Origin of the sequence: Terrihabitans soli, from assembly GCF_014191545.1 — a bacterium.
GTDB lineage: Bacteria > Pseudomonadota > Alphaproteobacteria > Rhizobiales > Methylopilaceae > Flaviflagellibacter > Flaviflagellibacter soli.
The window spans coordinates 1,522,893-1,546,379 of record NZ_AP023361.1 but is presented as its reverse complement, the minus strand read 5'-3'; the positions used below and the strand labels follow the sequence as shown (position 1 = coordinate 1,546,379).

The 23,487-nt window shown below is 62.7% G+C and carries 24 protein-coding genes; 12 read left to right on the top strand and 12 right to left on the bottom strand.

Annotation, left to right across the window (positions count from 1 at the left end; translation table 11 throughout):
• Window position 1 precedes the first annotated feature (1 nt).
• Genes IZ6_RS08075 through IZ6_RS08060 form a run of 4 tightly spaced genes read right to left on the bottom strand, consistent with a single transcriptional unit; the run spans window position 2 to window position 4,582 of the window.
• Entirely contained in the window at window positions 2-2,257 is a 2,256-nt protein-coding gene (locus IZ6_RS08075; RefSeq protein WP_222877470.1) for an RNA degradosome polyphosphate kinase, read from the bottom strand.
• A gap of 2 nt (window positions 2,258-2,259) precedes the next feature.
• The gene (locus IZ6_RS08070) at window positions 2,260-2,940 is read right to left on the bottom strand and encodes an HdaA/DnaA family protein (RefSeq protein WP_222877469.1); all 681 of its coding nucleotides are present in this window, start codon (window positions 2,938-2,940) and stop codon (window positions 2,260-2,262) included.
• The gene (locus tag IZ6_RS08065; protein WP_225874041.1) at window positions 2,937-4,034 is read right to left on the bottom strand and encodes an AI-2E family transporter; all 1,098 of its coding nucleotides are present in this window, start codon (window positions 4,032-4,034) and stop codon (window positions 2,937-2,939) included. Before IZ6_RS08065 ends, IZ6_RS08070 begins: the two co-directional genes overlap by 4 nt.
• A complete protein-coding gene (locus IZ6_RS08060) occupies window positions 4,031-4,582 on the bottom strand; it encodes a CDP-alcohol phosphatidyltransferase family protein (RefSeq protein WP_222877468.1) in 552 nt (183 codons plus the stop codon). Before IZ6_RS08060 ends, IZ6_RS08065 begins: the two co-directional genes overlap by 4 nt.
• Window positions 4,583-4,675: 93 nt before the next feature.
• Here IZ6_RS08060 and IZ6_RS08055 point away from each other — a divergent pair, with 93 nt between their 5' ends.
• The 3 genes from IZ6_RS08055 to purN are packed head-to-tail and all read left to right on the top strand — an operon-like array spanning window position 4,676 to window position 6,819.
• Window positions 4,676-5,062, top strand: coding sequence for a DUF930 domain-containing protein (locus tag IZ6_RS08055; protein ID WP_222877467.1), 387 nt, complete (start codon window positions 4,676-4,678; stop codon window positions 5,060-5,062).
• A 57-nt stretch (window positions 5,063-5,119) separates the two neighbouring features.
• Window positions 5,120-6,187: a phosphoribosylformylglycinamidine cyclo-ligase gene (purM, locus tag IZ6_RS08050; protein WP_222877466.1), complete on the top strand. Its 1,068-nt coding sequence runs from the start codon at window positions 5,120-5,122 to the stop codon at window positions 6,185-6,187.
• Window positions 6,187-6,819, top strand: a complete 633-nt coding sequence (gene purN, locus IZ6_RS08045) for a phosphoribosylglycinamide formyltransferase (RefSeq protein WP_222877465.1) — start codon at window positions 6,187-6,189, stop codon at window positions 6,817-6,819. Before purM ends, purN begins: the two co-directional genes overlap by 1 nt.
• A gap of 6 nt (window positions 6,820-6,825) precedes the next feature.
• Here purN and IZ6_RS08040 read toward each other — a convergent pair whose 3' ends face one another.
• The 3 genes from IZ6_RS08040 to ndk form a co-directional block, all read right to left on the bottom strand.
• On the bottom strand, window positions 6,826-7,116 hold the full coding sequence (locus IZ6_RS08040; RefSeq protein ID WP_222877464.1) for a hypothetical protein: 291 nt from the start codon (window positions 7,114-7,116) through the stop codon (window positions 6,826-6,828).
• Window positions 7,117-7,215: 99 nt separating this feature from the next.
• Window positions 7,216-7,932: a TerC family protein gene (locus tag IZ6_RS08035; RefSeq protein WP_222877463.1), complete on the bottom strand. Its 717-nt coding sequence runs from the start codon at window positions 7,930-7,932 to the stop codon at window positions 7,216-7,218.
• Window positions 7,933-8,023: 91 nt separating this feature from the next.
• Window positions 8,024-8,446, bottom strand: coding sequence for a nucleoside-diphosphate kinase (gene ndk, locus IZ6_RS08030; RefSeq protein WP_222877462.1), 423 nt, complete (start codon window positions 8,444-8,446; stop codon window positions 8,024-8,026).
• Window positions 8,447-8,562: 116 nt separating this feature from the next.
• Between ndk and IZ6_RS08025 the strand changes: the two genes are divergently transcribed.
• From IZ6_RS08025 to IZ6_RS08010, 4 genes are read left to right on the top strand one after another with little or no spacing between them, the layout of a single operon-like run.
• A complete protein-coding gene (locus IZ6_RS08025) occupies window positions 8,563-9,078 on the top strand; it encodes a DinB family protein (protein WP_222877461.1) in 516 nt (171 codons plus the stop codon).
• Between the two features lie 31 nt (window positions 9,079-9,109).
• Window positions 9,110-10,975: an ABC-F family ATP-binding cassette domain-containing protein gene (locus IZ6_RS08020; RefSeq protein WP_222877460.1), complete on the top strand. Its 1,866-nt coding sequence runs from the start codon at window positions 9,110-9,112 to the stop codon at window positions 10,973-10,975.
• A 23-nt stretch (window positions 10,976-10,998) separates the two neighbouring features.
• Window positions 10,999-11,421 (top strand): DUF1801 domain-containing protein, encoded by a 423-nt coding sequence (locus tag IZ6_RS08015; protein ID WP_222877459.1) that lies wholly within the window; start codon window positions 10,999-11,001, stop codon window positions 11,419-11,421.
• Between the two features lie 8 nt (window positions 11,422-11,429).
• Window positions 11,430-11,819 (top strand): DUF1801 domain-containing protein, encoded by a 390-nt coding sequence (locus tag IZ6_RS08010; protein WP_222877458.1) that lies wholly within the window; start codon window positions 11,430-11,432, stop codon window positions 11,817-11,819.
• Here IZ6_RS08010 and IZ6_RS08005 read toward each other — a convergent pair.
• Together IZ6_RS08005 and IZ6_RS08000 are read right to left on the bottom strand one after the other, a co-directional pair.
• Window positions 11,816-12,265: a DNA polymerase III subunit chi gene (locus IZ6_RS08005; RefSeq protein WP_222877457.1), complete on the bottom strand. Its 450-nt coding sequence runs from the start codon at window positions 12,263-12,265 to the stop codon at window positions 11,816-11,818. The two genes, IZ6_RS08010 and IZ6_RS08005, sit on opposite strands and share 4 nt — an antisense overlap.
• Window positions 12,266-12,271: 6 nt before the next feature.
• Window positions 12,272-13,768 (bottom strand): leucyl aminopeptidase, encoded by a 1,497-nt coding sequence (locus IZ6_RS08000; protein ID WP_222877456.1) that lies wholly within the window; start codon window positions 13,766-13,768, stop codon window positions 12,272-12,274.
• Window positions 13,769-13,884: 116 nt separating this feature from the next.
• On the opposite strand from IZ6_RS08000, the gene lptF reads away from it, so the two are divergent.
• The 5 genes from lptF (at window position 13,885) to rsmA (ending at window position 20,371) form a co-directional block, all read left to right on the top strand.
• A complete protein-coding gene (gene lptF / locus IZ6_RS07995; RefSeq protein WP_222877455.1) occupies window positions 13,885-15,000 on the top strand; it encodes an LPS export ABC transporter permease LptF in 1,116 nt (371 codons plus the stop codon).
• Entirely contained in the window at window positions 14,997-16,091 is a 1,095-nt protein-coding gene (gene lptG, locus IZ6_RS07990) for an LPS export ABC transporter permease LptG (protein WP_222877454.1), read from the top strand. Before lptF ends, lptG begins: the two co-directional genes overlap by 4 nt.
• Before the next feature lie 164 nt (window positions 16,092-16,255).
• The gene (locus IZ6_RS07985) at window positions 16,256-18,493 is read left to right on the top strand and encodes an LPS-assembly protein LptD (RefSeq protein WP_222877453.1); all 2,238 of its coding nucleotides are present in this window, start codon (window positions 16,256-16,258) and stop codon (window positions 18,491-18,493) included.
• 37 nt (window positions 18,494-18,530) lie between these two features.
• Complete coding sequence (gene pdxA / locus IZ6_RS07980; RefSeq protein ID WP_222877452.1) at window positions 18,531-19,526, top strand: 4-hydroxythreonine-4-phosphate dehydrogenase PdxA; 996 nt, start codon at window positions 18,531-18,533, stop codon at window positions 19,524-19,526.
• Entirely contained in the window at window positions 19,523-20,371 is an 849-nt protein-coding gene (rsmA, locus tag IZ6_RS07975; RefSeq protein WP_222877451.1) for a 16S rRNA (adenine(1518)-N(6)/adenine(1519)-N(6))-dimethyltransferase RsmA, read from the top strand. The genes pdxA and rsmA overlap by 4 nt, the downstream gene beginning before the upstream one ends.
• Here the strand turns inward: rsmA and gmk are convergent, their stop codons facing one another.
• The 3 genes from gmk to mltG form a co-directional block, all read right to left on the bottom strand.
• The gene (gene gmk, locus IZ6_RS07970; protein ID WP_222877450.1) at window positions 20,372-21,028 is read right to left on the bottom strand and encodes a guanylate kinase; all 657 of its coding nucleotides are present in this window, start codon (window positions 21,026-21,028) and stop codon (window positions 20,372-20,374) included.
• Window positions 21,025-21,912, bottom strand: a complete 888-nt coding sequence (locus tag IZ6_RS07965) for a YicC/YloC family endoribonuclease (protein WP_222877449.1) — start codon at window positions 21,910-21,912, stop codon at window positions 21,025-21,027. Before IZ6_RS07965 ends, gmk begins: the two co-directional genes overlap by 4 nt.
• A gap of 80 nt (window positions 21,913-21,992) precedes the next feature.
• Window positions 21,993-23,483, bottom strand: a complete 1,491-nt coding sequence (gene mltG, locus IZ6_RS07960) for an endolytic transglycosylase MltG (protein WP_222877448.1) — start codon at window positions 23,481-23,483, stop codon at window positions 21,993-21,995.
• Window positions 23,484-23,487 lie beyond the last annotated feature (4 nt).

Here is a 23,487-nt window from a genome sequence, read left to right as displayed (position 1 = left end):
CTCAACCCCGGTTAGCGAGACGGCGGGGCGAACTTTTTTTAACGGATTTGCCACGTCCGGAGAGACTCGGGTTTGTCATGAAATAGCGGTGGGCGTTGAACGGTTCCTCGCCCTCCGCCGGGATGATCCTCCGGGACGTGCCGTCCGGCAGGACCGTCCAACTCTGCTGGTTGTCCTTCAGATTCGCGACCATGATCTGGTCAAGGACCTGTTCATGCACAGTCGGGTTGAGGATGGGCAGCATGGCCTCGACCCGCCGGTCAAGGTTGCGCGGCATGAGGTCCGCCGAGGCGATATAGACGGCCGCCTCCGGATTGGGCAGGCCCTTCCCATTGCCGAAACAATAGATTCGGGAATGCTCCAGAAAGCGACCGACAATCGATTTGACGCGGATGGTCTCGGACAGGCCCGGCACGCCGGGCCGCAGACAGCATATGCCGCGGACGACGATGTCGATTTCGACGCCGGCGCGGCTCGCATCGTAGAGCGCATCGATGACGACACTGTCGACCAGCGAATTCATCTTCATCCAGATCGCGCCCGGACGGCCCTCTTTCACATGCGCGACTTCCGCGGAGATGTGGGAAAGGATTTTCCGACGCAAGCTGAAGGGCGATACCGCCATGGCTTCAAGCTCGGCGGGCTCGGCATAGCCGGTGATGAAATTGAACAGGCGCGCCACATCGCGGCCGATGACGGGATCGGCCGTGAAGAAGGACAGATCGGTGTAAATACGCGCCGTCACGGGATGATAGTTCCCGGTACCGACATGGCAATAGGAGACAAGCTGCCCCGCCTCGCGCCGCACGACGAGTGAAAGCTTCGAGTGCGTCTTCAGTTCGAGGAAGCCGTAGACGACCTGCACGCCGGCGCGTTCGAGATCGCGCGCCCAGCGAATATTGGCTTCTTCATCGAAGCGCGCTTTCAGCTCGACGAGCGCCGTGACGGACTTCCCGGATTCGGCGGCTTCCGCCAGCGCCTTGACGATCGGGCTGTCGGAGGATGTGCGGTAGAGCGTCTGCTTGATCGCAACAACGTTCGGATCGCGCGCCGCCTGATTGAGGAACTGGACGACGGCGTCGAAGCTCTCGAACGGATGATGGACGATGATATCCTTCTGCTTGATCGCGGCAAAACAATCGCCGCCATGTTCGCGGATGCGTTCCGGGAAGCGCGCATTATAGGGAATGAATTTCAGCTCCGGCCGGTCGAGCGAGACGACCTGCGACAGCTCGTTCAACGCAATAAGACCGTCGACGAGGAAGATTTCTTCGTCGTGCACGTCGAGCGCCTCAGAGACGAATGTGCGCAGTTCGACCGGTGTCTGCGTCTGCATTTCGAGACGGATCACCGAACCGCGGCGGCGCTGCTTCAGCGCGGATTCAAACAAGCGGACCAGATCTTCGGCTTCTTCTTCGATTTCGATATCCGAGTCACGAATGACGCGGAACGCGCCCTGCCCCGTCACCTGATAGCCGGGGAAGAGGCGTTTGATGAAAAGGCCGATCGTGTCTTCGAGCAGGACGAAGCGCACAATGCCGGGTTCTGTCTCCGGCAGTTTGATGAAGCGGTCGATTTTCGCCGGCACGCGCACGAGCGCGTTGAGGGGCCGCCCGTCGCTCTGTCGCATCAATTGAAGCGCGAGCGAGAAGCCGAGATTGGGAATGAACGGAAAAGGATGCGCCGGATCGATCGCCAGCGGCGTCAGAACCGGGAAAATGTATTGCAGGAAATGATCGTCCAGCCATGCATGCTCGGCGCTTGTCAGCTTGCCGGGGGCTGCGACGACGATGCCGGCTTTGGCGAGGTCGGGCTGAAGTTCAAGCCAGCGCTTCTGCTGGTCGCGGGCGAGATCTCCGACCACTTCATTGATCTTGTGCAGCTGATCGAGCGGCGTGAGGCCATCGGGCGAGACGACGGTGACGCCCGTGCGCACCTGGCCCTTGAGGCCGGCGACACGCACCATGAAGAACTCGTCGAGATTGTTCGCGGAGATCGACAGGAAGCGCAGCTGTTCGAGCAGCGGATGATCGGGATTGCCCGCCTCTTCCATGACGCGCCGGTTGAACTGGATCCAGGACAGTTCACGGTTGATGAAGCGCTCGGGCGAGTGCCGCACATCGATGACCGGATGAGCCTTTTTGGGCTTCGGTGCGGTTACGGTTTCGGCCTCGGCGTCGGCTTTCATGGTCTTCGTATCCTGCGCTTGTGCACGGCGCGATGTACGACGCTTTTGTGACGGGGGAGCGACGGCCATGGTCAGTCGACGTCCGAGGTCAGCCGGGCCAGCACCGCCGCCGCGACCGGCTTGGTGACGCGCCGGCCAAGCGCCAGAGCCTCCTCGTCGAGGGCGGCCACGGTTTCCCGTGCCGCACCGAGCGAGCGCTCCATCCGCTTGGCCACATAGTCAATCACCTCGGCGTCGACCGCAAGTTGCCGGTCGTCAAAGAGTTTTACCAAAACCGCACGGACGAGGCCGTCGTCCGGGGGCTGCAATTCGCCCACCGGCATTTGCCGCAGGCGGGAGGCAAGATCGGGGAGTTTCGGCCAGGCGGCGCCCGGCTGCTGGGAGGCGGTCAGAACGAGAGAAAGGTCCCGCTCCCGTCCGGTGTTCAAAAGGTGGAAGAGGATGTTTTCCGAACAGTCCGGCACATCGATATTTTCGACCGCGAGCGCCGATTGGGGTTCGAGGCCCGCGACCAGCTCCTCGGTGAGGCTGCCCGCCTCGTAGACAGGTGCTCCCGCCCGCTCGGCCCAGATGGCGACCAGATGGCTCTTGCCGCTGCCGGGCGGCCCGACGATCAGGAAATTCTTTGCGGGCCAGTCCGGCCAGGATTCGATCGTGGCATGTACGGCCGCGTTCGAGGGCGCGACGAGGAAATCCTCCGCCGTGAACTTGCCTGCCAGATCGAGCGCCAGAGTCAGCTGCCGCGGCGTCATGCCTTGCGGGTCTTCTTCCCGCCGCCCGTATAGAGCGGGCTTTCGAGATAGCGGCCGAGCGCAAAGCGCACCAGCACGCCGGTTGCAGCCGCGAGCGGCACGGCCAGAAGAAGACCGACAAAACCGAACAGCGAGCCGAACGCAAACAGCGCGAACATCAGCCAGACCGGATGCAGTCCAACGGAGCGTCCGACGAGATTGGGCGACAGGATATTGCCTTCGATGAACTGGCCGAAGACGAAGATGCCGAGCACGGCGAATATCCACGGATAGTCGGGCCAGAACTGCACGAGGGCGACACCGCCGGCGACGAGCAGCCCCGTGAACGAGCCGACATAGGGGATGAAACCGATGAAGCCGGCGCCGAGGCCGATCAGAAGACCGAAATTGAGGCCGACGAGCGAAAGCGCTGCCGCGTAGAACAAGCCGAGCAGAAGGCACACCGTCGCCTGCCCGCGCACAAAGCCCGCGATCGTTGCATTGATCTCGCGCGCCAACTTGCGGATCGTGTCGCGGTTCGTGCGCGGCAGCCAGCCGTCGATGGTCGTGATCATGCGATCCCAATCGACCAGCATGTAGAAGGCAACCACGGGCGTAACGACAAGCAGGCTGACGACGGAGAGCAGCGTCGCGCCGCCTGCCCACAGGCCGGTGAGGAAATTGCCGATCCAGGCGGCACCCTGGGAGACGAGTGTGCCGACCGAACCCTGCACGCTCGGCAGCCGGTCGCCGATCAGACGGCGCAGCCAGCCGAGGCCCGGGCCGGTGATGAGCTGCTGGATGCGGTCCACATAGCCCGGCAAGTTCGCCATGAAGGCTTCGAACTGCGAGACGAGCAGAGGCGCGAGCGCGGCAACCGCGGTCACGACCACCAGAACGAACAGAAGAAGGATCAGGATCGAAGCCAAAGTCCGGCCGATGCCGAGCCGAGCCAGCCGGTCGGCCAGAGGATCGAGCAGATAGGCGACGGCAAAGCCGACGACGAACGGCAGAAGGATTCCGTGCAGCAACCAAAGGATGGCGATGAGGAGCGCGAAGACCGCGACCCAGATCAGGGCCTGCCGCTGGACGGAGATGGCGGACTGGGTCGTCATACGGTGCTCCGCGGCTCGCCCATATGGCGCATCCATGCCGCGAGATAGGCCAGCGCGGACAAGACGGTCAAGATGCCGGTCACATAGCCGCCGATCAGGAGCCATTCGGCGCCCTGAAGCCCGAAGCCGACAAGGCCGAGCGCGGCGGCCGCAAAGCCGATCTGGGCGACCGTATTCAGCTTGGAAATGTAGAGCGGCTTGATCGTCACCGGATGGTCCATTAGCCAGGACAGGATGACCGCGCCGACGATCATCAGATCGCGGGAGACGACGGCGATGGCGAGCCAGACCGGGATCAGCTGAACTATGGCCAAAGTGATGAAAATTGAAACGAGCAGCGCCTTGTCGGCGATGGCGTCGAGATAGGCGCCGAGCTCGGTCCTCTGGTTCCAGCGGCGGGCCAGATAGCCGTCGATGCCATCGGAGATGCCGGCGGCGAGGAATATCCAGAACGCTGCCTGCGGATAACCGGCCAGGATGGTCCAGATGACGATGGGAACGGCGAACAGCCGCAGCACCGTAATCAGGTTGGGCAGGTTTATCGGCATGCCGGGCGCAGCTAAGCCTGCCCGCGAAGATTTGAAAAGCCGGTTGTGCGGCAAGGGTTGCCGCTCGCTCCGGGTTGGGGTTTAAAACTCGGCATGCGACATGCGGCGCTCTGCCTCGCCCTCATCCTGATCGCCGGCCCTGCTCTCGCCGCCGCCGACAAGATGCAGCGTTCGCTCGAGGCGCTCGAACCCGCCACGGAGATGATGGAAGTCTGCGATATCGCGGTTTCGGCGAAGATATCGGCCGAAACGTCCTATTCCCAGGTCGACCGCGTCGTTGCCGATGCCCTCAAAGAGCCGGTGGCGGACGGCGATATCTTCACAGCCACGGGCGGGGCCTTCCGCGATCATGGCCATTGGTACGGCCTGCGCTTCATCTGCACCCTGGCTCCGGACCATCTCTCTACCCAGAGCCTGCGCTATGCCGTCGGCAATGAAATCCCTGAATCCCGTTGGGAAGAGTTCGGCCTGTGGCGCTAACCGCCGTTGAAACCCCAGGCTCGCCGCGCTAAGCCCGGCCCCTAACCGGAGCAGAAGATGTCCGACGCCAAAAAGGGCCTGACCTACCGCGATGCGGGGGTCGATATCGACGCGGGCAATGCCCTGGTCGAGGCCATCAAGCCGCTGGTGCGCGCCACACGCCGCATCGGCGCCGATGCCGAGATCGGCGGCTTCGGCGGCGTCTTCGACCTCAAAGCCACCGGCTATAAGGATCCTGTCCTCGTCGCGGCGACGGACGGCGTCGGCACCAAGCTGAAGATCGCCATCGACACCAGCATTCACGACACGATCGGCATTGATCTCGTCGCGATGAGCGTCAACGATCTCGTCGTTCAGGGCGCCGAGCCCCTCTTCTTCCTCGACTACTTTGCCTGCGGAAAACTGACGACACAGACCGGGATCGATGTCGTGAAGGGCATCGCCGCAGGCTGCGTCGAAGCCGGCTGCGCGCTGATCGGCGGCGAGACGGCGGAAATGCCCGGCATGTATGCCGACGGCGATTACGATCTCGGCGGCTTTGCCGTCGGCGCGGCTGAGCGTGGCACGCTGCTGCCACGCCATATCGCTGCCGGCGATGTCCTGCTCGGCCTTGCCTCTTCGGGTGTGCACTCGAACGGCTATTCGCTGGTGCGCAAGATTCGCGAACAGTCCGGCCTTGCCTGGGATGCGCCGGCGCCGTTCGCGCCGGCCGTCAGCCTTGGCCGCGCGCTGCTCGCGCCGACGAAGATTTATGTGAAATCGATTTTGAAAGTGCTGAAAGCGACGGCCGGCCTGAAGGGTCTTGCCCATATCACCGGCGGCGGTTTCCCCGACAACATTCCGCGCGTTCTGCCCGAAGGGCTCGGCGTGAAGCTGAACCTCGATGCCATCGATACGCCCGGCGTGTTCCGCTGGCTCGCAGCCACCGGCAATGTCGCGGAAAAGGAAATGCTGCGCACCTTCAACTGCGGTATCGGCATGATCGCCGTCGTATCGGCCGCCGATGCCGACACGATCGCAAAGCTCTTCACCGATGCGGGCGAAAGCGTCATTCGCTTGGGTGAAGTCGTTCCTTCCGCCACTCAGGCCGTCGAGACGACCGGCGCACTCAGCCTCGACTTCTGATGAAAAAGATCCGCACCGCGATCATGATCTCCGGCGGCGGATCGAATATGGCGGCGCTGATCGAGGCGGCGCGCGCGCAAGATTATCCGGCCGAGATCGTGTGCGTCATCGCCAGCAATCTTTCCGCGGGCGGTATCGCGAAAGCCAAAGCCGCCGGCATTCCCGCCTTCGCCTTCGACCACAAACTCTACGATCGCGAAGGGCTCGAACGGCTCGTCCATACGGAACTTGAGAAGGCGGGCGTTGAGCTCGTGTGCCTGGCCGGCTGGATGCGGCTGCTTTCGCCGTTTCTGATCGGCGCCTGGCACAACAGGATGATCAATATTCATCCCTCGCTGCTGCCGAAATATAAGGGCCTGCACACGCACAAGCGCGCCATCGAGGCGGGCGACAAGGAGCATGGCTGCACGGTGCATTATGTGCGGCAGGCGGTGGATGACGGGCCGATCATCGCGCAGGCATCCGTTCCCGTGCTCGCCGGCGATACGGAAGATGTTCTGGCGGCGCGCGTGCTCGTGCAGGAGCATAAGCTTTACCCGCATGCGCTCGCGCTGGTCGGATCGGGACGCGTCCGCGTCACAGGTGATGAAATCGCCGTCCAGCCCGGGACGGCGACCTTCTTCCGCGGCTGATCAGCGTTATTTGCAGGTGGCGAGCGCCGTCTGGGCATCGGGCGCCAGACGCTTGGGAATGCCCTTCTTGAACTTGGCGACTTCCTCGTCGGTCATCGCCTTCGAGATCTTCGCCGCATAGCAGGTGCATTTCGGACCGGCGCCCTGGCTGTCCGATTTGCCAGATTGCGACAGCACGCACTGATCCAGAAGCTTGACTCGCACCTGATCGCGCGTCGGCGGCACGGCCGCGACTGCCGTTCCCCCCAGAACGACGATACCCAGTGCCAGCCCCGCCAAAGCCTTCATCGCACCCATCAGTATTCTCCCGCACCAAAACGAACAAAGCGGGTAGCCCGAAGGCAACCCGCTTTGCAAGATGTTGGGACCGGCGCGAACGCCGGTCCGGTACACAATTTAGTGCTGTTCGACAGCCTTGCGGCCCTTGGCCTTGATCAGAAGCCACGCCACCACGCAGACCGCGACCGCGAAGCCGATACCCAGCGGGTATTTATAGGCTTCAGCCGCTTCCTGGCCGAGGTAGTTGACCACCGCGACGTCCTTCACGAGCATTTCGCCCGCAACGAAGCCGAGGATTGCCGCGCCGCCCCACACGATGATCGGGAACTTGTCGATCAGCGCGAGAAGGATGGCCGAGCCGGCGATGATCATCGGAACCGAGATCAGAAGACCCAGGATGATCAGGGTCCAGTTGCCGTCCGCCGCCGCCGCAATGGCGATGACGTTGTCGAGCGACATGACGACGTCGGCAACGGCGATGGTCGCCACGGCCTTGATCAGCGTGTCGCTGGCTTTGACCTTGCTCTCGTCGCCATGATCCTTCGGCATCACGAGTTCGATCGCGATGTAAAGGAGCAGGACCGCGCCGATCAGCGTCAGATACGGCACGCCGAGCAGATAGGCGATGATGATGGTGAAGATCACACGCAGGACGATGGCGGCGCCGGCGCCGAGCAGCATGCCGATCTTGCGCTGATGTTCAGGCAGACCGCGGCAGGCAAGCGCGATGACGACGGCGTTGTCGCCGGACAGGAGTGCGTTGATCCAGATGATCTTGCCGAGCGCTACCCAGAACGCTGCGGAAGACAAGTCTACAGCCCAGTGGAATTCCATGAAACTCAAGCCTCCCAGTTCTATGCCCACCCCGCGGGCATATGTTTCCCAGTGATAGTGGAAGTCCGCCGTGCGTTAGAGCGCTGTGCGCTCATCCCACGATCTCATTGTCTTTGAAGAAAAACTTGATCTCGGTGGCGGCCGTATCGGGGCCGTCGGAGCCGTGCACCGAATTGGCTTCGATCGATTCCGCAAAATCCTTGCGGATGGTGCCGGGCGCGGCATTCGCCGGATTGGTTGCGCCCATGACGTCGCGATATTTTGCAACCGCATTGTCGCCTTCCAGAACCTGGACGATGACCGGGCCGGAAATCATGAAATCGACGAGTTCGCCGAAGAACCCGCGCTCGCGATGCACGCCGTAGAATTCCTCGGCCTGAGCGCGGCTCATGTGGATGCGCTTGGAAGCGACGACCTTCAGGCCCGCGCTTTCGATGCGGTCGATGATCTTGCCGGTGATGTTGCGGCGCGTTGCGTCCGGCTTGATGATCGAGAAGGTGCGTTCGACTGCCATTTTTCGTCCTAGAATTGATACTTACGCGACGGCGCGGCTTATACACGGCATAGGAAGTACCGCAACAGAAACCGGACAAATGCGAGTCGTTCGCAGTCCCTTTAACTGAATAACCCATGCATAAGACGTTCAAACTACTGGCGGGGTACAACTCTTGGGCGAATGCGCGGCTGTACGACGCAGCCGTGCAGATGCAAGATTCCCGCTACCGGGAGGACCGCGGCGCCTTTTTCGGCTCGGTCCATCGGACCCTCAATCACATCCTGGTTGCAGACCGGATCTGGCTCTTCCGGTTCGGCGCCCGCACGGATGCGCCCTTGGAACTGGACGTGATCCTGTTCGACGATCTTGCCGGGCTTCGAGCCGCGCGCGAGGCGGAAGACCAGCGGATTACCGGCTTCATCGACGGGCTGACGCCGGAGGGTCTGGACCGCGGGCTGCACTTCCAGACTGTGACCAATCCCCAGAAGATGTCGCAGCCGCTCGGCTCGGCGCTGGTCCATTTCTTCAATCACCAGACGCATCATCGCGGCCAGATTCACGCGCTGATGACCGCGCTCGAGGGCCGCAATTTCGCGCCGAGCCTCGATCTCATCCTTTTTCAGCGGACGACGGGCATCGGGATGAGTTGATCTTCAACTCTCCCCGCTCCAAAAGACGCCCATGCTTCAAGTCACGGACCTAACCCTCCGCATTGCGGGCCGCACACTTATTGAGAACGCCTCGGTGATGATCCCCGAAGGCGCACGCGTCGGCATTGTCGGCCGCAACGGCACCGGCAAGACGACCTTCTTCAAAGCAATTGCCGGCGATCTCGGCACCGATGGCGGCTCACTCGCGCTGCCGAAGGGCGCCCGCTTCGGCCGCGTCGCGCAGGAAGCACCCTCCGGTCCGGATTCGCTTCTGGAGCGCGTCCTCTCCGCAGATCTCGAGCGCACGGCGCTGCTCGAAGAAGCAGAGACCGCGACCGATCCCGAACGCATCGGCGAGATCCATATGCGGCTTGCCGATATCGACGCGCATTCGGCGCCGGCGCGCGCCGCGCGCATTCTCGCCGGTCTCGGTTTCGACGCCGAAGCGCAGGCGCGGCCCTGCTCGTCGTTTTCCGGCGGCTGGCGCATGCGCGTTGCGCTCGCCGCCGTTCTGTTCTCCGAGCCCGATCTTCTTCTGCTCGACGAGCCGACCAACCATCTCGATCTCGAGGGCACGCTCTGGCTTCAGGATTATCTCGCGCGCTATCCGCGCACAGTTCTCGTCATCAGCCATGACCGTGATCTGCTCGACGCTTCGGTCGATCACATCCTGCATCTCGATCAGGGCAAGCTCGTCATCTATCGCGGCAATTTCACCAGCTTCGACCGCCAGCGCCGCGAGAAGCTGGCGCTCGATGTGAAGGCGAAGAAGAAGCAGGACGACGAGAAGGCAAAGCTGACGGCCTTCATTAACCGCTTCAAGGCGAAGGCCTCAAAAGCCGCGCAGGCGCAGTCGCGCGTCAAGCGCCTCGAAAAGATGGAATCGATTTCCGTCTCTATCGAAAGCGATGTGCCGCCTTTCTACATCCCGCCTTTCGAGAAGGAACTCGCGCCGCCGCTCATCGCGCTCGACCGCGCCTCGGTCGGCTATGGCGACAATGTCATTCTGAAAAAGATCAATCTGTCGCTCGCGCCCGATGCGCGCATCGGACTTCTTGGCGCCAACGGCAACGGCAAATCCACACTGTCGAAGCTGCTGGCCGGCGAGTTGAAAGTGATAGACGGCGAGATGCACGCCTCCTCGCGCATGAAGGTCGGCTATTTCGCGCAGCACACGCTGGAAGGCCTCGAACTCGAAGAAACGCCCTATCAGCATGTGCGCGAGCGCATGCCGAGCCAGATGGGCGAATCCCAGGTGCGCGGCCGCGTGGCGCGCATCGGTTTCTCCGGCGCGCGCGCCGATGTGCCGGTGAAGAGCTTATCGGGCGGCGAGAAGGCACGTCTTGCGATGGGGCTTGCCGTGTTCGACGCCCCTCACCTTCTGATCCTCGACGAGCCGACCAACCATCTCGACATCGATAGCCGCGCCGCGCTCGTCGATGCGCTGACGGAATATGAGGGCGCCGTCATTCTTGTCAGCCATGACAGACATCTTTTGGACGCGTGCGCCGACGAACTCTGGCTCGTGCAGCACGGCACGGTGAAGCCGTTCGACGGCACGCTCGACGATTATACCAAGATCGTCCTGAAGGCCGCGCGCTCAAACGCCGAAGGCAAACCCGCCGAGCCGACCGAGGAAGTGTCGCGCACCAAGCGCGCCTCGCCGAGCGCTCTGCGGCACAAACTCAAACAGGTGGAAGAGGTCGTCGCCAAGCTTGAGCCGGAAATCGCCCGCCTCGACAAACAGCTTGCCGATCCTGATCTGTATGCACGCGACTCCGCTAAAGCGGCGGAGTTGAGCAAGCAGCGCATGTCGCTTGCAGCGGCTCTGGCCGAAGCGGAAGATCTCTGGATCGACACTAGCGAACGGCTCGCGGCTGCCGAGGCGGCCGTCTAGTTTCTTCAGCGGAGTTTGGCGCAATGGCGGCGAAGACACCGAAGAAGCCGAGCCTGCTTTCGGGCGGAAATCCGCAGATCGCCAAGGGCTATGGCGATGAGCCGGTGCAAGCCTATATCGACGCGATGCCGGGCTGGAAAAGCGATGTCTGGCGCCGCCTCGACAAGCTCATCGCTCGTACGATTCCCGATGTGCAGAAGGCAGTGAAATATAATTCGCCGCTTTACGGCATGGAGAAAGACCGCTGGTTTCTCAGCGCCCACTGCTTCGAGAAATATATCAAAGTGGCGTTCTTTCGCGGCGCGAAGCTTGATCCGGTGCCGCCCGGCCCTTCCAAAAGCGCCGATACCCGCTATCTCGACATCCATGAGGATGATGTCGTGGATGAGAAGCAGTTCGCGTCCTGGGTGAAACAGGCGAGCAGACTGCCCGGCGAGAAACTGTGAGTGCTCAGATGGCGAAAACCGAGTCTCCCGCAAAACTTATAGACGGCAGGATCAGGGAACTTGCCGACTGGCGCGGCAAGACACTGGCTAAAGTCCGCGCGCTGATCAAAACCGCCGATCCGGATGTCGTCGAAGAATGGAAATGGCGCGGCGTTCCCGTGTGGGAGCATGACGGCATCATCTGCACAGGCGAGACCTATAAGAGCGCGATGAAGCTCACTTTTGCGAACGGAGCAAAGCTCGACGATCCGTCGGGCCTGTTCAACGCCAGTCTCGAGGGCAATACGCGCCGTGCCATCGATCTGCACGAGGGCGACAAGATCAACGAGAAAGCGTTCAAGGCGCTGATCAAAGCGGCGGTTGAGTTGAACACCGGAAAGAAAAAGAAGAAGACTTAAGCCTTCTTCTCCCAGCGGCCATTATCGTCCTGCTGCCAATAGGTCACCTGATGGCCGGCAGCTTTCAGCTCTTTCCAGCGCTCGCGCTCGCGCGCCAGAGCATCGTCATTGCCGCCGTCGAACAGAACGAGCGCACGAGCATATTCCGCAAGATCGGGTCCTGCTGCGCCTTCGACGAGCACGCGCACTTCCGCCGCGTTCGGATTTGAATCCGTGGTCGTCAGCAGGATCGGCTGGGTTTCCGGCGTGCCGTCTTCGACGGTGCCGTGCGGCAGGAAGCTTTCATCGGCAAAGGTCCACAGCGCATCGTCGAGCGCTTTGACGCGCTCTTGCGTTTCCGCCTGCACGACGACCTTCCAGCCGCGCTCGAGGCATTTGCCCAGAAGAACCGGCAGAACGCGCTCGAGCGGCTGGTTTTGAAGGTGGTAGAAGAGGACTTCCGCCATGTGTGCTTACTGCTCGTAATAGTCCGCCACGAGACGGTCGAGCAGTCGCACGCCCCAGCCCGAACCCCAGCTCTTGTTGATGTCGTTCTGCAGCGAGCCCATACCCGTGCCGGCGATGTCGAGATGCGCCCAGGGCGTGCCGTTGACGAAGCGCTGCAGGAACTGCGCCGCCGTAATCGAGCCGCCGAAACGGCCGCCGGTGTTTTTCATATCGGCGAATTTCGAGTCGATCATCTTGTCGTAAGCGGGATCGAGCGGCAGGCGCCATACGCGCTCGCCGGTCGCAACGCCCGAGGCCGTGAGACGATCCGAGAGATCATTGTTGTTGGAGAACAGGCCCGCATATTCCTGGCCGAGCGCAACAAGGATCGCGCCGGTCAGAGTCGCCAGATTGACCATGAATTGCGGCTTGAAACGATCCTGCGTGTACCAGAGCACATCGCCGAGAACGAGGCGTCCTTCGGCATCGGTGTTGATGATTTCGATCGTCTGTCCGGACATGGATGTGACGATGTCGCCCGGCCGCTGCGCATTGCCGTCCGGCATGTTTTCGGCAAGGCCGATGACGCCGACCGCGTTCACTTTGGCTTTGCGCGAAGCAAGCGTGTGCATGAGGCCGGTGACGCAGGCAGCGCCCGCCATATCGCCCTTCATGTCTTCCATGCTGCCGGCGGGCTTGATGGAAATACCGCCGGTGTCGAAGGTCACGCCCTTGCCGATAAAGGCGACGGGCTTTTGCGTTTTCGGGCCGCCGTTCCAGCGCATGACAACGACGCGGCTTTCCTTTTCCGAGCCTTGGCCGACGCCGAGCAGCGCGCCCATGCCGAGTTTCTTCAGCGCCTTTTCGTCGAGAATTTCGACCTGAACGCCGTCATCGACGAGCTTGGCCGCGCGCTTGGCGAATTCTTCCGGGTAGAGAATGTTCGACGGCTCGTTGACGAGATCGCGGGCGATGTCGACGCCCTCGGCCAAAGCAAGGTGCGCCTTCCAGGCTTTCTTCGCGGCGGCATCGTCGGCAACGGCGAAGGCAATATTGGCCGCGCCATTGTCCTCGTCATCGGGCTTCTTCTTGGTCTTGTAGCGGTCGAAGGAGTAGGCGCGCAGACGCGCGCCAAGCGCCATATCGACCGCCGCGTTGGTCGGATCGTCATCGAGGCCCGGCGGCACATCGACAAGGATGGTCACCTTGGCTGTCTTGCCGACCTTCCCCAGCACCTGGCCGCCCGTCTTCACCCATTCCGTCGCCGGATCCCCCTCGCCGCGCCCAAGGCCGAACACAATCAGCCGGTCGAGATCGATTCCCGCCGGCGCAACCAGATCGAGCGTTGTTCCGGCCTTGCCCGCGAACTTTGCCGCCTTGGCGATTTTGTCGAAGCCCTTCACCTTGCCGACGAGCTTTTTGGCGTTGCCGGAGAAGCCGAGACGGCTGTCGGTCAGGACGACGGCGGTGCCGCCGGACGGGAGGGAGGTCTTGGGAAAAGCTATTTTCGGGGTCAAAGCCATTGGGGGTATAAACTCCAGGTGACGAGGCCGGCTGTGAGCCGGCCTTGTTGCTGATTTCTTAAGACAAACGCCACAATTTACGCAAAGCCGTTGCGTTAGAACTGCGGCGGGACATCATGGGCGCACTCGAACGCTACATCCTGCGATCCGCCGCAACGGCGTTCGTGGCCAGCCTATGTGCGGTCACGGCGGTCGTGTGGCTATCGCAGACCCTGCGTAAATTCGACATTATCACATCCTCCGGCCAGTCCTTCTGGACCTTCCTCATGGTCACGCTTCTGGGCGTGCCGAGCTTTGCCCTCTTGGTCGCACCGCTTGCTCTGTTCGGGGCGGTCGTCTTCACGCTCAACCGGCTAAACAACGACTCAGAGCTCGCCGCCATCAGCGCGGCAGGGTTCAATCCGTGGCAATTGCTGCGGCCGTTTCTTCTGCTGACCATCGTGGTCAGCCTTGTCGTCGGCGCGCTGAGCCTCTCGGCCATTCCAGAAACGCTGCGCGTCGCGCGCGAGCTTCTCACCAAGATCCGCACCGATGTCGTCGTCAACATTCTGCGCGAAGGCGAGTTCACCGAGCTCGACAAGGATCTGACCATCCATATCCGCCGCCGCGATCAGGGTGCGGCACTGACGGGCATTCTGATCGACGACAGCCGCAACGCTGCGGAGAACCTCGTCTATACCGCCGAACGCGGACAGATCCTGCGCAATGACGGCGGCACGTTCCTTGTGCTGGAAAAAGGCGCGCTGCAGCGCAAGCGAAAGCGCGACACCGAAGCATCATTGATCGTCTTCGACCGCTACGCTTTCGATCTGTCGCCGCTGACCGAACGCGACATCACCATCAGTTACAGGCCGCGCGAGCTTTATCTGTCGGAACTATGGAATCCGAAGCCCGCGGATGAGCGTGCGCGCAAAAGACTGCGCGCGGAGCTGCATGAGCGGCTCGTCAATCCGCTCTATCCGCTGGCCTTCATGTGCATCGCTTTTGCGGCGCTTGGGCGGCCTCACACGACGCGGCAGAGCCGCTTCGCATCGATCGTCCTGGCGATCATCGCGATCTTTGCGCTGCAGGTCGCGGGGCTCGGCATGGTCAATTTGATGAAGAACCAGGATTGGGCGATCTTGCCCTTGTACGGACTTCCCGTCGCCGTCAGTTTCATCTGCCTTGCCTATGCGCTTGGCAGACCTAGCTTCATGATCCGCAACATGCCGCGGCGGCCGAGGCAAGCATGATCGGCGATGCGACCATGCCGCCCATCCTGTCGCGCTATATCGCGCGCCGGCTGATCACCTCGATCCTGTTCACCTATGCGGTGATCTTCACGCTGCTGTTCCTCGTCGATTTCATTGATCTTCTGCAGGAAGCGGGGGTCGGCTCAAAAGTTTCGGTTTTCGACATCGTGCTTCTGAGTCTGCAGCGCACGCCGCTGATGACCGAGGAGATTTTTCCCTTCACGGTTCTGTTCGCCTCGATTGCGGCCTTCGTCACGCTGTCACGCAAGCTCGAGCTCGTCGTCGCCCGCGCGACCGGCGTGTCGATCTGGCAGATGCTGGCGCCCGCCCTCCTCACAGCGGCCCTGCTCGGGATGGCGGTGACCGCCATCTACAATCCCGCCTCGACCTGGCTGAAGGAGAATGCCGGCAACCGGCGAGCCGAGCTTTACTCGGACTGGAAGGACAGCGGCGGGCCGAAATGGATCCGCCAGCAGGGCTTCGACGACTCGTCGATCATAAGGGCGAGCGAATCGGCGAACCGCGGACACACGCTGACGGGCGTAACCGCCTTCATTTTCGACCGGAACGGGAGCCTCAAGGAGCGCGTGGACGCCACCCATGCCGAGTTCCGGGAAGGATTTTGGGAGATGCGTGGCGCCAGGGTCACGCGGTACGGCTCGCCACCGGAATCCCTCGATATTTATAGGCTAAACACGAACCTCACGAGCGAGCAGGTCGCCGAGACCATCGCCGCGCCCGAAACCATCTCGTTCTGGCAATTGCCCGCCGTCATCGCGCAATGGCAGCAATCGGGCATCCGGACGGACAAGTTCCAGCTTCAATATCAAACACTTATTGCCCGTCCGCTGCTCTATGTGAGCATGGTGCTAATCGCCGCCGCAGTGTCGCTCGGCTTCACCCGTCTCGGGGGGGTTCCGAGGGCGATTCTCGGTGGCGTGATAGCGGGCTTCGTGCTTTATGTTGGCAGTGAAATGGCCGGGGATTTGGGGGCCGCAGGTTTCATCACACCGCTGATTGCGGCCTGGTCTCCCCCTATCGTCGGCGTTTTGTTGAGTGTGACGGTACTATTGTACCAGGAGGATGGGTGAAGGTCGTTCGCCTTCTTGCCCAAGCGTTGAGGGCTGGCCAAGCGGGAGCTTGCGCGGCAACCCTTTCGCTCGTCCTTCTTTCAGGCGCCACTTCAACAGCTTACGCCCAGATTTCTCCGGCTCCCAACGGCCTGCTTTCACCCGGTCCCACCGGTGAGAAGAAGATGTTCGTGACGGCCGATGAGGTCGTCTACGACGACGTCCGCAACACGGCCTCAGCCGTCGGCCGCGTGAAGCTCTATTACGGCCAATCGACCCTTGAAGCCGATCGCGTCGTCTACGACCAGAACACTGGGCAGGTCTTCGCCTACGGCAATGTCCGCCTCAATGACGACGGCAATGTCTATCAGTCCGAGCACATGGTGCTGACCGACGACTTCCGTGACGGCTTCGTGCAGTCGCTCCTAGTCGAAGGCGCCGACAAGACGCGCTTTGCAGCGGCGAAGGCCACGCGCACCGGCGGCAATGTCGTCGTGTTCGAAAAAGGCGTCTACACGGCGTGCGAACCCTGCCGCGAAAACCCCAACAAGCCGCCGCTCTGGCAGGTCAAGGCGGCGCGCATCATCCACGACCAGGGCACCAAAATGGTGCACTACGAGGATGCGCGGCTTGAGTTCTTCGGCAAGCCGATCGCCTGGCTGCCGTTCTTCTCGCACGCCGACTCGACGGTGAAGCGCAAGTCCGGCTTCCTGATGCCGAGCTATATGGCTTCGACCGAATATGGGTTCGGCGTGAAGGCTCCGTATTTCTGGGCGGTGAAGCCCAATATGGACGTGACGCTCGCACCGGCCTTCCTGACCGATCAGGGCATTATGGGCGATGTCGAATTCCGCCATCGCGTGATGAACGGCGCGTACTCGATCCGCGCCGCCGGCCTGCATCAATCGAGCCCCGATCTCTTCCCGACATCGGACCAGCAGGAGGATTTCCGCGGCGCGATCACGACGCGCGGCGACTTCCGCATCAACAACAACTGGACCTGGGGCTGGAACGCGCACCTTCTGTCCGACAAATATTTCCTCGACGATTACGACATGTGGGGCAAGAACTGGTCGGAAGCGATCTCGACCGTGCACCTCACCGGCATCGGCGAGCGTAATTACTTCGAGGCGCGCGCCTATCACTATTACGGCCTGTCGGCGGACGACGATCAGGACGAGCTCCCGGTCGCCGGCGTGTTCGACTACAATTACGTTCACGACAAACCGGTTCTGGGCGGCGAGGTCGCGTTCAATCTCAACATGACGAACACCTGGCGCCGCGATACCGATTTCGAACCGGCCACGCCGGGCAATTCGAACCCCGATGTCATTGAAGGCGTCAATCTGAGCTGCGACACCTTCTCGAGCGACTGTCTCGTGCCGGGCGTCGGCGGCGTCTATTCGCGCTTCTCAGCCGACACCAGCTGGCGGCGCCAGTTCATCGATCCCGTCGGCCAGGTCTGGACACCCTTCGCCTATGCACGTGGCGATGTGATCTACACCAACGCCGAAGAGAACCCGAACCTCGCCGGGCTGATGAGCACCGATGACGAATATCTCGCGCGCGGCATGGTCGGGGCGGGTCTCGAATACCGCTATCCGTTTGTCGCCGAATCCAGCATCGGCACCCACATTCTCGAGCCGATCGCCCAGATCATCATCCGCCCGGACGAGCAGGAAATCGGCAATATCCCGAACGAGGATGCGCAGAGCCTGTTCTTCGACACCTCGACGCTGTTCGCCTGGGACAAGTTCTCCGGCTATGACCGCATCGAAGGCGGCAGCCGCGCCAATGTCGGTCTGCAGTACACGCTCAACTTCGCCAATGGCGGCTTCACTCAGCTGATGTTCGGCCAGTCCTATCATCTTTTCGGCAAGAACTCGTTTGCCGAAGCCGATCTCGCAGGCACCGGCATCAATTCCGGTCTGGAGACGGACCGCTCGGATTACGTCGCCAGCGCCTATCTGAAGTTCCATCCCAACTGGTCGATGTCGACGCGCACGCGTTTCGACGAGGACGCGAACAATCTGAACGCGCTTGAGATCGAAACGAGCTTCAAGCAAGGCCCCGTCTCGGCGTCGATCATCTACGGCAATTACGACGAGCAGCCGCAACTCGGCTTCGAGCGCGCCGAAGGCGTCGTCGGTTCGGCACGCGTTTCGCTCACCGACAATTATTACGTCGTCGGCGCCGCCGGCTATAACCTTCAATTCGACCGTTTCGATCAGGTCACGGTCGGGGGCGGCTATATGGACGAGTGCTTCACCTTCGGCGGCTACTACTCCGTCGACTTCAACAAGGACGGCAACGAGGATCCGGTGCACAAAGTCATGGTCAGCGTGTCGTTGCGCACGCTCGGCCAGTACCAGACTTCGTTCGACGTCAGCCGCTTCCAGGACGACGCGCCGGCGACGCCGTAGTGGCGCCGCATGGCGGCATGCCGTCGGCAGGACGCATATGAACCCGCTAGCACTCACTATGGGCGAGCCCGCAGGCATCGGCCCGGAGCTTGCGCTTCTCGCCTGGATGCGCCGCACCGCGTTTGATCTGCCGCCCTTCTTCGTGCTGGCCGATCCCGACCACCTCGCCCATCTTGCGAAGAACCTCGATTATGCGGTGCCCATCGTGGTCACCGAGCCCGAACGCGCGGCGGAGATGTTCCCGCTGGCGCTGCCGGTCGCACCGCTCGATATGGCGGTTGTCGCCGAACCCGGCACGCCGAACGCGGCCGACGCTCCAGCGGTGATTGAATCCATACGGCGCGGCGTTTCACTTGTGCAGACGGGCCGCGCTTCGGCGCTCGTCACCAATCCGATCTCCAAGGCGCCGCTGATGCGCGCCGGATTCCCGCATCCCGGCCACACCGAATTTCTCGGTGCGCTCGCCCAGGAACATGCCGGAGAAAAATTCCGACCGGTGATGATGCTGTGGGCACCGGAACTCGCCGTCGTTCCCGTCACGGTCCATATTCCGTTGCATGAGGTTCCGGCGCGGCTGACGCGCGATCTCATCGTCGAGACGGCGCGCATCACCGCGCACGATCTCAAGACGCGCTTCGGCATCCCGCATCCGCGCCTTGCGCTCGCCGGCCTCAACCCGCATGCCGGCGAAGACGGTGCGCTCGGCACCGAAGATGCGAAGATCATCGCGCCCGCCATTGCCGATCTCCGAGCCGAAGGCATCATGGCCTCCGGCCCCTATCCGGCCGACACGCTGTTTCATCCCGCGGCACGCAAAACCTATGATGCCGCGCTGGCGATGTATCACGATCAGGCGCTGATCCCGATCAAGACCATCGCCTTCGACCGCGCGGTGAACGTCACGCTCGGCCTGCCCTTTGTCCGCACATCGCCCGATCACGGCACAGCCTTCGATATCGCCGGCAAAGGCGAAGCCGATGCCTCGAGTCTGATCGCGGCCATCAAGCTCGCCGAACGCCTGTCCGCCGCATGAGCGCGATCGACGATCTGCCGCCGCTGCGCGAGGTCATTCGCCGCCACGAGCTTTCGGCGCGCAAAAGCCTTGGCCAGAACTTCCTTCTCGACCTTAATCTCACGGCGCGCATTGCCCGCGCGTCCGGCGAGCTCGAGGGTGTCGATGTCATCGAGATCGGCCCCGGCCCCGGCGGGCTGACGCGAGCGCTGCTGGCGCTCGGCGCGCAGCGCGTCATCGCCGTGGAAAAGGACAGCCGCGCCATCGCAGCGCTCACTGAGGTCGCGGCACGTTATCCGGGGCGTCTCGAAGTCCTGGAAGCCGATGCGCTGGAAGCCGATCTTTCGCTGCATCTGTCGGGCGCGCCAGTCCGCATCGTTGCGAACCTTCCCTACAATATCGCGACCGCCCTTCTCGTCGGCTGGCTGACACCCGATTCCTGGCCGCCCTTCTGGCAATCGCTGACCTTGATGTTCCAGCGCGAGGTCGCCGAGCGCATTGTCGCGGCGCCGGGCTCGGACGCTTACGGACGGCTCGGCGTTCTCGCCGGCTGGCGGACGCAGCCGAAGATATTGTTCGATGTCGCACCGACGGCGTTCGTGCCGCCACCGAAAGTCACCTCATCGGTCGTGCATCTTGTGCCACGTACAGAGTATGAGCCCTGCGAAGGCCGCCACCTCGAAGCCGTAACGCAGGCGGCGTTCGGCCAGCGCCGCAAAATGCTGCGGCAAAGCCTGAAGAGCGTGTTCCGCGATCCTGTCGCGGCGCTGGACAGTGCCGGCATCGAGCCGACGCGCCGCGCCGAGGAAATCGATGTGAAGGGATTTGCGGCTTTGGCGCGGGCGCTCGCGGCCGAACGCGGCTGATCAGCCGGTCAGCTTCGCAAGATCCGCAACAAGCTGATCGACAAGCGTCTGCACATTCTGCACGCGCTTCAGCCGCTCCGTCTGAAGTATCGATCTCAACCGCATGAAGCTCTTGTCGAGATCGCTGTTCACCAGCACGTAATCATATTCGTTCCAGTGCGGGATTTCCTCGGCGGCATTGCGCAGACGGCGCGCGATGACATCCGCCGGATCTTCCGCCCGGCGCTCGAGGCGTGCTTTCAGTTCGGCGGCGGACGGCGGCAGGACGAACACGGTGACGACATCGGGCGCAAGCACGCTTTCCTTCAGCTGCCGCGTGCCTTGCCAATCGATATCGAACAGAACGTCCTTGCCGGCGGCGAGCGCCGCATCCACGGGCTCGCGCGGCGTGCCGTAATAGTGATCGTGCACCTTGGCATGCTCCAGAAGATCGCCATTGTCGCGCATCTGGTCGAACCGCTTCTGCGTGATGAAATTGTAGTGCACGCCTTCGATCTCGCTCGGGCGCTTCTGCCGCGTCGTCACCGACACGGACATCACCACGTCGTCCTTTTCTTCCTGCAGAAGATTGCGCGTCAGCGTCGTCTTGCCTGCGCCGGAGGGCGAGGAAACAACAAGCATGAAGCCGCGGTCGACGATTTTACTGGAAGCGCTCATTCGACGTTCTGTACCTGCTCGCGGAATTGTTCGACGACCGTCTTCAGCTCAAGGCCGGCGGCCGTCAGGTTCACATGGTTGGATTTCGACACCAGCGTGTTCGACTCGCGGCCGAACTCCTGGGCCAGGAAATCGAGGCGGCGGCCGACAGCCTTGCCCTCTTTCAAAAGCGTACGAGCGGCGGCGACATGCGCGTACAGCCGGTCGAGCTCTTCGCGGACATCGGCTTTGGTGGCAAGAAGAACGGCTTCCTGATGCAGACGGTCGGCATCGAGCATGGGCGCCGCGCCGATCAGCGCCGCCACCTGTTCCTTCAGCCGTTCCTTGATGGCTTCCGGCGTGCGCGCCGGATGCGCCTCGACCTGTTTGGTCAACTTCTCGATGGTCTCCAGCCGCTCGTTCAGAACGCGCTCCAGCGCATCGCCCTCGGCGCGGCGCACGGCTTCCAGCTGGTCGAGCGCCTTGCTGAGCGTCTTCAGCATGGCTTCCTGCTCGGCCGCGCGCGCCGCCTCGTCGGGTTCAGGCTCCGATATCTCGACCACACCCTTGACCGCCAGAAGCCCGTCGAGTGAAGGCGGCGTGGCATCGACGCGCTTCTTCAGGACATCGAGCGCCGCAACGAGCGAGTCGAGCACCGGCTCATTGATCTTCACCAGCGGCTGGCCGCCTTCGCGCGAGACGGTCAGATTGGCATTGCAGGTGCCGCGGACGAGACGGGCGGAAATCGCCGCGCGTGCCGAAGCCTCAAGCGCATCGAACCCCGGCGGCACGCGCACCCGCACATCGAGCCCGCGCCCGTTGACGGTCTTGACCTCCCACGTCCAGCGCAGCCCGGCCATCGCGCCGTCGGCGCGGGCAAAGCCGGTCATACTCGCAAGACCCATGGGTGAAACGCCTGCTGAAAGTTAAGGAAGGAAAGCCGCGCGAACATACCGGTCGCGCGGTGTTCCCTCAATGGGCGGCGTCAGTTGGCCGGCGGGGCTGTGGGCGGCGCGGCCGCCCCGGGTTCGGTTGCATTTGCCGCATCGGCCGGCGCCCGGTCATTGTCGGCCTTATCGAGCGCCCGCCAGCGCGTAACATTGGCGTTGTGCTCGGCAAGGGTGGAGGCGAACGCGTGGCCACCCGATCCGTCGGCGACGAAGTAGACATCGTTCGTCTTCATCGGATTGGCGGCGGCTTCCAGGCTGGCGCGGCCGGGATTGGCGATCGGCCCCGGCGGCAGGGCCGGAATGACATAGGTGTTATAGGGCGTGGGCTTGGTGATCTCGCTGCGCAGGATCGGACGGCCGAGCGTGCCGGCGCCCTGGACCAGGCCGTAAATGATCGTCGGGTCCGATTGCAGCCGCATCTTCTTGTTGAGGCGGTTGACGAAGACCGAGGCAACGCGCGGCCGCTCCGAAGCGATGCCGGTTTCCTTCTCGACGATCGAGGCGAGCGTCACGAGTTCGATCGGCGATTTGACGGGAACGCTCTGATTACGCTTCGCCCAGATCTCGTTGAGGAGTTTCGTCTGATCCTTGGCCATACGGTCGAGCAGCGCCTGGCGTTCGGTGCCGCGCTGAACCTTGTAGGTTTCCGGCAGAAGCGTGCCCTCGGGCGGCACTTCACGCACCGTACCCGTCAGAAGGCTCTCGCCCATCAGACGCGTGACGATCTGCTTTGAGGTCAGACCTTCCGGCACCGTCACCGTGTGCTCGATGACATTGCCGCCGGAGATCATCTCGACGATCTGGCGCATCGAGGCGGCGGCGGGAATGCGGTATTCACCGGCCTGCAGCTTGCTGTGGCTGCCGGTCATGCGCGTGCCGGCGACGAAGAACCAATAGCTCATCTTGCCGGCACCGATGGCGCCCGCCTGCTGAAGGCGTTCGGCGATATCACGCGGTCCCGAGCCGCGCGGAACGGCAAGATCGGTTTCCGCCTGCAGCGGACCCGGCGCATCGAACTCCTTCTGGCCGTAATGCACGGCAGCGGCGGCCGTAAAGAGCACGACGATGAGAAGCGTGATCGCCCAATTGGCGCCGGTGATGAAGGTGCCGCGCGAGCGCTCGGAGCGCTTCACCGGCCGCTTCTTGCTGCCGGGCGGCGGCGGCGGAGGTTCCGGCGGAGACGCCGCCGAAGGACCGCGGTTGAAGAAGCCGCCGCCTGAGCGCGGCGGCGCGGGACGGATTTCGGGCTCGCTCAGCACCGGCTCGGACGGCGAGACGGGCCTAACCCATTCCGGCTCGACCGGATTTGCCGTGGCGCTCGTGCGGTATTGATCGACGATATTGACCTCGCGTACCGGCTCGGCATCGACTTCCGTCAAACGGTCGGAAGGCGGGCGCTCGGAATCACGCGGCAGCGTCGGATGCTGCTTGAACGGATTGCGGTAGGGCTCGCGGCCGAACGGTGCACCCTGCCCCGGTCTGAAAAACGGGTCGTCACTTCCGGGCGGATCGTTATCTGGCGTCATCGGT

Coding starts and splice junctions, on each gene's coding strand:
- IZ6_RS08020 (WP_222877460.1), top strand. CDS start 9,110: ATGCTTCAAGTCACGGACCTAACCCTCCGCATTGCGGGCCGCACACTT.
- IZ6_RS08035 (WP_222877463.1), bottom strand. CDS start 7,932: ATGGAATTCCACTGGGCTGTAGACTTGTCTTCCGCAGCGTTCTGGGTA.
- IZ6_RS08055 (WP_222877467.1), top strand. CDS start 4,676: ATGCGACATGCGGCGCTCTGCCTCGCCCTCATCCTGATCGCCGGCCCT.
- IZ6_RS08040 (WP_222877464.1), bottom strand. CDS start 7,116: ATGGGTGCGATGAAGGCTTTGGCGGGGCTGGCACTGGGTATCGTCGTT.
- purN (WP_222877465.1), top strand. CDS start 6,187: ATGAAAAAGATCCGCACCGCGATCATGATCTCCGGCGGCGGATCGAAT.
- rsmA (WP_222877451.1), top strand. CDS start 19,523: ATGAGCGCGATCGACGATCTGCCGCCGCTGCGCGAGGTCATTCGCCGC.
- IZ6_RS08015 (WP_222877459.1), top strand. CDS start 10,999: ATGGCGGCGAAGACACCGAAGAAGCCGAGCCTGCTTTCGGGCGGAAAT.
- IZ6_RS07985 (WP_222877453.1), top strand. CDS start 16,256: ATGTTCGTGACGGCCGATGAGGTCGTCTACGACGACGTCCGCAACACG.
- pdxA (WP_222877452.1), top strand. CDS start 18,531: ATGAACCCGCTAGCACTCACTATGGGCGAGCCCGCAGGCATCGGCCCG.
- lptG (WP_222877454.1), top strand. CDS start 14,997: ATGATCGGCGATGCGACCATGCCGCCCATCCTGTCGCGCTATATCGCG.
- IZ6_RS08075 (WP_222877470.1), bottom strand. CDS start 2,257: ATGGCCGTCGCTCCCCCGTCACAAAAGCGTCGTACATCGCGCCGTGCA.
- ndk (WP_222877462.1), bottom strand. CDS start 8,446: ATGGCAGTCGAACGCACCTTCTCGATCATCAAGCCGGACGCAACGCGC.
- lptF (WP_222877455.1), top strand. CDS start 13,885: ATGGGCGCACTCGAACGCTACATCCTGCGATCCGCCGCAACGGCGTTC.
- IZ6_RS08010 (WP_222877458.1), top strand. CDS start 11,430: ATGGCGAAAACCGAGTCTCCCGCAAAACTTATAGACGGCAGGATCAGG.
- IZ6_RS08000 (WP_222877456.1), bottom strand. CDS start 13,768: ATGGCTTTGACCCCGAAAATAGCTTTTCCCAAGACCTCCCTCCCGTCC.
- IZ6_RS08025 (WP_222877461.1), top strand. CDS start 8,563: ATGCATAAGACGTTCAAACTACTGGCGGGGTACAACTCTTGGGCGAAT.
- gmk (WP_222877450.1), bottom strand. CDS start 21,028: ATGAGCGCTTCCAGTAAAATCGTCGACCGCGGCTTCATGCTTGTTGTT.
- IZ6_RS07965 (WP_222877449.1), bottom strand. CDS start 21,912: ATGGGTCTTGCGAGTATGACCGGCTTTGCCCGCGCCGACGGCGCGATG.
- IZ6_RS08060 (WP_222877468.1), bottom strand. CDS start 4,582: ATGCCGATAAACCTGCCCAACCTGATTACGGTGCTGCGGCTGTTCGCC.
- purM (WP_222877466.1), top strand. CDS start 5,120: ATGTCCGACGCCAAAAAGGGCCTGACCTACCGCGATGCGGGGGTCGAT.
- IZ6_RS08065 (WP_225874041.1), bottom strand. CDS start 4,034: ATGACGACCCAGTCCGCCATCTCCGTCCAGCGGCAGGCCCTGATCTGG.
- mltG (WP_222877448.1), bottom strand. CDS start 23,483: ATGACGCCAGATAACGATCCGCCCGGAAGTGACGACCCGTTTTTCAGA.
- IZ6_RS08005 (WP_222877457.1), bottom strand. CDS start 12,265: ATGGCGGAAGTCCTCTTCTACCACCTTCAAAACCAGCCGCTCGAGCGC.
- IZ6_RS08070 (WP_222877469.1), bottom strand. CDS start 2,940: ATGACGCCGCGGCAGCTGACTCTGGCGCTCGATCTGGCAGGCAAGTTC.